Origin of the sequence: Bradyrhizobium sp. Mp27, from assembly GCF_029953005.1 — a bacterium.
Classification (GTDB): domain Bacteria; phylum Pseudomonadota; class Alphaproteobacteria; order Rhizobiales; family Xanthobacteraceae; genus Bradyrhizobium; species Bradyrhizobium barranii.
In genome coordinates this window covers 1-4,357 of sequence record NZ_JASAUS010000327.1, presented here as the reverse complement: position 1 = coordinate 4,357, position 4,357 = coordinate 1, and the positions used below count along the sequence as shown (strand labels likewise).

The 4,357-nt window shown below is 60.1% G+C and carries 2 protein-coding genes; one reads left to right on the top strand and one right to left on the bottom strand.

Annotated elements, in window-relative coordinates:
* Positions 1-1,384: 1,384 nt before the first annotated feature.
* Entirely contained in the window at positions 1,385-1,732 is a 348-nt protein-coding gene (locus QJT78_RS49065; protein ID WP_038945740.1) for a hypothetical protein, read from the bottom strand.
* Between the two features lie 1,235 nt (positions 1,733-2,967).
* On the opposite strand from QJT78_RS49065, the gene QJT78_RS49060 reads away from it, so the two are divergent.
* A partial coding sequence (locus QJT78_RS49060; protein WP_281460781.1) for a dihydroxy-acid dehydratase occupies positions 2,968-4,357 on the top strand: 1,390 nt, incomplete at its 3' end.

The window sequence follows — 4,357 nt, the reverse complement described above, 5'->3', positions numbered from 1 at the left end:
GCACGCCTCAAGCACCTTGCGATCTTTCCTCGAAAGGTGGACTTCTCTTGCTTCGGGTATCATCCCGACCTTGAATCACGACTCACGTTCCAAGAAAAGTGGGTACTAGTAAGGTTATCTATCTCGCGCCGTAAGGCCGACAGGCGATAGTGAAACTCCATTAAATGCTGGGCAGCAGGTCCCAGTAAAGCGAGCTGTCCAGCGACCGCACGATAAATCACCGGATCGACGGGAACACACTTGCGCAATTTCACCGTCTGCATTTTGTCGAGGCTCGGCCCTTGCCAATATTCCCGCCAAGGGGCCTCAAAATCGAAACAGCATCTCGCTACGAGGTGAGCTAATTCCGCGTACAGAATGCGCGCGAGATCGGTCGTCTGTTGTTGTCGGGCAGCCCTCTGCGCTTGGTCTTGGGCATCAATTTGTCTCTTAACAGCGAACCATGCGAGGATGGCCGCAATTAGGGTCATTGCTCCCGCGACAACGTTTCCCGAAAATCCTATCCAATCGGAGGATTTTATTTGGTCACCGGTTGCGATAGACGCGGGGATCATCACAACGATTGTGCAGCCCAAAGCGAGGCCAAGCGATATTAGCCAAGCCGGCGTAAGGCCGGGAAGGTCATTATTGCTCATTTCTTCAAGCCGTAGAGTGCAACATATCTTAGACGTCCTATTGGCCCCCTTCCGGAGGGCAATTTCTCTTCCGCTCGGAACATCTGCCATGCGATCGCGCGCGCCTCGGTCACCTCGAGAGTCGCCGATGGCGCCCAAATAGATGACCGGTTATCTGCGAATCCCAAAAGCCCAGCCTTGCGAACGCCGTCGTGCTGTTCTTCATGCGGTCGCGTGTTCGGAGGCGGCGGTCATCAGCCGCAGCAGCAGGGCGGTCGGCCGACGCAGCGACATTCGATCGCAAGGCAAAGCCCCCAAACGCTCATGGCGGGATCCTTTCAGGTTTTCCGCAGTATCAAAAAGGTGCCGTCGCTGTGCGCCTCGATTGCCCACTCGCCGCCGTAAACCTCGCGCATCCCTTGGGCGATCAACAGTGCGCTCTCGAGCGGACAGAGGCCTTTGCATGCCTCGGCGAGGTCGGCTGCGATAGCCTCGAGCTCGCGATCAGGTCGTTTGCGCGTCATTGATCGGGGGGCCTTTCGGGGTTGTTCCGGTCCTCACGCGCATCGCCGCGAGCGCTGTCGTCTCTCGCTGCCGTTGCAGTCGGAAAAGTGGATTCTCGGTGCCTTCTGCGTCGACGCCAAATGCTCGAACAGGTTTATCGAAGCAGGAACGATATCCTGCATGTACTGCAACTTGAGCTACCAGCCTAGGGGGTAATGGGCAAACTGGCGTCGAAGCTCATTCAGTCTTTCAAGATTGCGGAGATCCTATCCAACAAATTTTGGAACCGGGGCATCGAGCAGTTCTGCACGCTGGATCCGCTGCAGCAAATTGTTGAAATCGGCCATTCTTTGCCGGCGGCGCTCTGGCGTCGGATTTGCCAGCCAGGCCCGGTTTTGCTTTTGCGATTCCGGATAAAGCGCGCCGCAGCCGTCGGTTCCGGAGAGAGCGAGCACCATGGCTGCCTGGACCGCGTTCTTCAGCGCGAGGATCCCCCACTTACATGCCGTCGATGTTGGTGTCGCCTGTACCGTCTCTAGTTTCTCGGCGGCCAGCTCGATTGAAACGACGGCATCTTCAAATTCGTCAAAGCGGCAGTAGTAGACCGGCGTCATCAATCGTTGTCCTCGCGCAGGTTCATCGCCTTGTAAGGCCGTTTTGCATTCAGCCTTTGCAGTCTCGAGATCCTTCGCCGTGCCGATCTGCAAGCAGCCAGATAGTTCGCCAGCGAGCGTTCGCTCGCGTAGGCGGCGCGCCGCGGCAGACGTTGCCGCTCATATATTCGCGGTGGTCGTCGTCGCCGCAGATCGCTCTCCTTCACGCCGGCGTACCGGCATGATCTATCCTGCCGTAGAATATCGCGAACTCGTCGACGGAGGCGGGCGAACCGACCGCGTGGCATCTCGCGTTACGGCGCACGGATCTGCCGCGCAGGGGGGATTTGTTGCCAAGCGAAGTTTCGCGGCGTGCTCAGACCATCGGCTGTTGAGGCTGTGGACGGCTCCTGCGCTGGCGCGAGGACGCCATGGCGCCGCTTGAGGCTCCCACAATCCGGAGGGGTAGCCAACTCAGTCAATTTCGACAATTCGTCTGGATATCGCGAAGTGGGCCTTTCAAGTGCATGGCGTTGATGCAGCCGGCTAGTCATCCGCCGTCAGTTAACGCGCCAGCGGGCCGTTGCTTTTTTCCACAAGCTGCCGTCAAGCCTGGTGGGATTCGAGGCTCGCGCCTCATCGTGTTCGCGATCTATTTTCGTTCTTTTTCCGGTCGTTCGACCGCTCGCTAGAGGCGACCTTTGCAAATTCCTCGGCCAATTGAGAGCGAACCGAGGCGCGCAGCCACGTCATTCCGACGCGTCGCGCTGGGCACGGCGATGGGAGCCGCCAACGTCTGAGCTTTGGATCCGGCGATCCGATGACGGGCCAGTCCGGAAGCACGGAAACGCCTAATCCTTCCGCCACCAGTTTCGCGATCTGTTCGATACCATCCAACTCGAAATGTACTTTCGGACGCACCCCGTGTAGACGCAGATATTCATCTGCCATCTTTCCTGCGACCACATTGCGGTCATAGCGGATGAAGGGCTCGTGCGAGCGCGGTCACAAGAGGGGCTTTCACGGCCAGACTACTCGGAGCAAGGAGTATCAGTGGTTCTTGGCGCAGCAACTGCCATACACAGGTCTTCGGCAGGTCGAAAGCTGGGTGCACAAGAAGAGCAGCATCCAGCTAAACTGACAGCGCACTAATCGATTTCGTCGCCGACATTCGATTGGGTCGGCGCGAAAGCGTTTGGCCGGCCTCGCGTTCAATCATGTTTGGCCAAGTCTACTTGAAAACCTCGGAGTATTGAATGACGAGCGAGCCACATGGACTCAACCGCGGTCTCACGAATTACGGCGATAAGGATTTCGCAGGTTTCCTGCGCCGCTCCTTCGCGCGCTCGATGGGCATCTCGCGCGATCTGCTCAACAAGCCGATCGTCGGCATCGCCATGACGCCATCGGGCTTCAACAATTGTCACCGCTACATGCCTGACCTGGTGGAGGCGGTGTCTCGCGGCGTGCTCGCGGCGGGCGCGCTGCCGCGGCCTTTCCCGACGGTATCGCTCGGGGAAGTGTTCCTCAACCCGACCTCGATGATGTACCGGAACCTGATGGCCAGGGACACCGAGGAGATGATCGGTGCCCAGCCGATGGACGCAGTTGTGCTGACCGGCGGCTGCGATAAGACGGTGCCAGCGCAACTGATGGGTGCAGCCTCGGCGGGGCTGCCGGCCATCCAAGTTGTGACCGGTCCGATGTCCACCGGCCGCCACAAGGGGCAGCGGCTTGGCGCCTGCACGGATTGCCGCGGCTTTCGGGCGAAGTACCGAGCCGGCTCGGTCGATTCTGAGGAGATCAATACAGTGGAGGGACGGCTTTCGGTGACGGCCGGCACCTGCGCGGTGATGGGGACGGCCTCGACCATGGCCTGCATCGCCGAGGCGCTTGGCATGTCTCTGCCGGGCACCGCCGCGATCCCAGCCGTCCATTCCGACCGCCTCGTGGCGGCTGAGGAGACCGGCAAGGCTGCCGTGCGCCTGATCGAGACCAAGATCACGCCCCGCGATGTGATCACGCAGAAATCGGTTGAGAACGCGGTCCGGGTTCTGATGGCGATCAGCGGGTCCACCAACGCCATCGTGCATCTCACCGCCATCGCCGGCCGGCTGGGCATCCGCATTCCCTACGAGCGCTTCAACCAAATTTCGGACGAGACACCGGTGCTCGTCGACCTCAAGCCTGTGGGCGAGGGCTATATGGAAGACTTCCATGCCGCCGGAGGCATGGGCGCGCTGCTGCGCGAACTGCGGCCGCTGCTCCATCTCGACACCATCGATATCGAAGGGCGCACTCTGGCCGAGCGCCTCGACGAGCCGGTCGGCTGGATCGACCGCAAGGTGATCCGGGCATTCGACGATCCCGTTTCCCCGCTCGGCGGCCTGGTCACGCTGACAGGCAGCCTGGCGCCGGACGGTGCAATCTTCAAACGCGCGGCCGCCACCCCCTCTCTTTTCGAATCCGAAGGGCGCGCGGTTGTCTTTACGGGTCTGGAGGATCTGTCGCGTCGCATCGACGATCCGGACCTCGGTAAGCGACGTTCGCGTCCCATTCGCAAAGGTTTGGCGTGGGGATTGCAGTCTGTTGATCAACGTGTTTGCAAATCGTTGGCGGGGGGTATGGAGGCGGCAACGACGGAGA

Bases quoted from the DNA above. Each gene is read 5' to 3' on its own strand.
- QJT78_RS49065 (WP_038945740.1), bottom strand. From the start codon at position 1,732: ATGACGCCGGTCTACTACTGCCGCTTTGACGAATTTGAAGATGCCGTC.